The 3,048-nt window shown below is 72.4% G+C and carries 2 protein-coding genes and 1 pseudogene; 2 read left to right on the forward strand and 1 reads right to left on the reverse strand.

Translation table 11 applies throughout. The features are described 5' to 3' along the window. Window positions 1-100, reverse strand: a pseudogene (locus tag ACFV61_RS34545) (IclR family transcriptional regulator C-terminal domain-containing protein); the annotation flags it as partial. Between the two features lie 536 nt (window positions 101-636). Between ACFV61_RS34545 and ACFV61_RS34550 the strand changes: the two are divergent. Further along, window positions 637-1,752 carry an alpha/beta hydrolase gene (locus tag ACFV61_RS34550; protein WP_380496050.1) on the forward strand — a complete coding sequence of 372 codons (1,116 nt, stop codon included), beginning with the start codon at window positions 637-639 and terminating at the stop codon, window positions 1,750-1,752. A 73-nt stretch (window positions 1,753-1,825) separates the two neighbouring features. After that, window positions 1,826-2,929 (forward strand): RICIN domain-containing protein, encoded by a 1,104-nt coding sequence (locus tag ACFV61_RS34555; RefSeq protein WP_380375562.1) that lies wholly within the window; start codon window positions 1,826-1,828, stop codon window positions 2,927-2,929. Window positions 2,930-3,048 lie beyond the last annotated feature (119 nt).

Below are 3,048 nucleotides of genomic sequence, written 5' to 3' on the forward strand. Positions count from 1 at the left end.
CCTCGGTCAGGTCGGTGCCGGAGAACGCCAGCAAGGCCTTGCCGACGCCGGTGCAGGTCAGGGGGAGCCGGCCGCCGATCCGGGAGGGAAGCGTCGCCGCGCGGGCCGTCGTCGCAATGGCCGTCGTCGCAATGGCCGCCGACGGGCGGGCCGTCGCCGTTGCAGGCCACGACGATGCCCTCGTCGGCGAGTTCCCTGAGCACGGCCAGGACGGCGCCCTCGCCGAGGCCGACCCCGGCCGCCAGCTCCGCCGCCCGCGCCTGCGGACGGCCGACCAGGCAGCGGTAGACCCGGCCGCGTTCGGAGTCGGGATCCAGCACGTCGTGCACGACGTCCCCCGTCATCGTGTCGGTGTATCGGTGTATCGGTGTATCGGTGTGTCGGCGTATCGGTGTGTCCGTGTGCCGTTGTGTCGGCCCGTCCGCTCATCGGTTTGTCGGCTTGTCTTTGTGCCGGTGTCGCCCGGACGGGCCGTCGGAGGCTACCCACGCCGGTGGCGCACATGCGCCAGTGGCCCAGGTGCGCCGCAGGGCGCTCTGGCGGACCGCGAGGTGATCTCGCAAGAGTTGTCGGTGTTCAGACAGCCCCAGCGGTTCCCCCCGGGAACGGCGGCACCCTCACGGCCAAGGACAACCCATGACACCAGCCCAGCCCGCCCGGCGCCCGCCCGTACGGCCCCTGCGCGCCCGGCTCCGGCACGCCAAGGCGGCCGTCGCCGCCCTGGCCGCCTGCCTCCTGCTGCTGGGCGTGCCCGCCGCGCACGCCGAGGCCCCCGCCCCGCCGCCGATGAAGGACGGCTTCGGGCTCACCCAGGTCGGCGCCGCCACCGGCAGCGCCACCAACTTCGTGCTCACCGTCACCACACCCCAGGTCGCCGGGGAGCACACCATCCGGATCCTGCTGCCCGCCGACTACGCGGCCAGCCCGGCCAAGCGCTACCCGGTCCTGTACTTCCTGCACGGCGCCTCGGACAACCCGAGCGACCCGGCCCTGGCCTACCCCGCCCTCACCGCCGCGCAGTCGATGATCACCGTCATCCCGGACGGCGGCCTGCGCGGCTGGTACACCGACTGGCTCGACCAGAACACCGCCGCCGGGGCGCAGAACTGGGAGACCTTCCACCTCGACCAGGTGGTCCCGTTCATCGACGCCAACCTGCGCACCCTGACGGGCCGTAAGAGCCGGGCCGTCGGCGGCCTGTCGATGGGCGGCTTCGGCGCGCTGCACTACGCGCAGGACCGGCCCCAGCTGTTCGGCCAGGTCCTCACCATGTCCGGCGCGAACGACCTCTCCGTGAACGAGATGATCATCCGCGGGGCCGTGGTCGCCACCCTGACCAACGCCGGCACCGTGCTGTGCGGGCCCAGCGACGGGAAGCCCTGCGGCCTCGACTTCGGCCCCACGGTCTCCAGCGACGCGATCTTCGGCTCGCCGTACCCGGTGTTCAACGCCGACTGGCGCTGGAACGCCGCGGACCCGGTCTCCCGCGTGGGCGCACTCGCCGACACCGGCATCGCGGTCTACACCGGCAACGGCAACGGCAGCGCCTCCGACATGGAGTTCTGGGCCGAAGGCACCGCCAAGCGCCTCAAGGACCGCCTGGACGCCCTCGGTTACCGCTACCACTACGTCGACTACGGCAACGGCGCCGGCTGGGGCACCGCCTGCAACGGCGGCCACAGCGCGGGCTGCTGGGCGCAGGACCTCGTGGACTACGTCCCGCGCCTGGAAGCGGCCTTCGCCGCCGCCTGACCGGCCCGCCCTCCTTCTTTCCGCTCCCTCTCCCTTCTCCCTCTCCCTGTTCCCGACGAAAGGACCCGACCCCGTGCTTTCCGCCACGACCCCGAGCCGACCGGCTCCCTGGCTGCGCCTGATCGCGGCCGTCCTGGTGGCCTGTTGCGCCGCCCTGGGCTTCACCGCCTCCCCGTTCGCGACCGCGCGGGCCCACGCCGCCACGGCGCCGGCCGCCGCCTGCGCCTCCCCGCAGCAGTGCCTGACCATCAAGTCCCTCAGCAACGGGCGCCAACTCGACGTCCAGAACGGCACCATGGGCGACGGCGCCTACATCGTCACCAACTCCTCGCCCGGCTACCACCAGTCCTGGCGGCTGAGCGTCGACCCCTCCGACTTCTCCTTCACCATCGTCAACAACGACACCGGCAAGTGCATCGACCTGGCCTTCTTCACCCCGGCCCTGCGCCAGCAGACCTGCGCCGGGCAGGCCAGCCAGCGGTGGTTCCTGCAGCCGGTCGCCGGGGCCGCCGACGCGTTCATGATCCGCCACCTGGGCGACAACACCTGCCTGGACCTGCTGCTCGGCGCCCAGTACGACGACGCCTGGACCGACCAGTACACCTGCAACGGCACCGCCAACCAGCAGTGGTCCACCGGCTTCCCGCAGGCCGCCCGCAGCCTCGCCGTCGACCACGCCGCCAAGCAGTGCCAGAAGGACGTCTCCTCCTGCTCCTGGGCCGTCAAGAGCGAGGCCCCCGCGGCACCGCTGCCGAAGGTCTGCGTCTCCTCGATCTGGTTCAACAACACCAGCAGCGCCGCCCAGCAGAACTTCGCGGTCACCAACATGACCGGCTGGTCCAGCACCCTCGGCGGCGAGATCGGGGCGGAGATCTCCGGCGGCGCCCCCGGCGGCGTCTTCACCACCGCGGTCAAGACCGCCGTCAACTACAGCAACGTCTGGCAGGGCTCGACCACCGTCAACAACGCCGTCACCGTCAACGTCCCGCCCCAGCAGTACGGCTGGGTGACGCTGGCCGAACTCGCCCGCAAGGTCACCGGCAGCTGGACGTTCGACGCCCGCGGCTTCCCGTGGACCGCCGAGGACACCGTCACCGTCCCGCTCACCTCCGACCCCAGTGGCGGCGCCACCCTCTACATCGCCAACACCAGCCCCACCTTCACCAGCTGCTCCTGAGCCCCACCGCACGACCGACAGCCAGCCGCCGCCCCCCCCCCCCCCCGGGCGGCCCCCGGTTTGACCCCCCCCCCCCCCCCCCCCGCCACAACACCCCCCCACCCCCCCCCCCCACAGAA

This window comes from Kitasatospora sp. NPDC059817, assembly GCF_042731835.1.
GTDB lineage: Bacteria > Actinomycetota > Actinomycetes > Streptomycetales > Streptomycetaceae > Kitasatospora.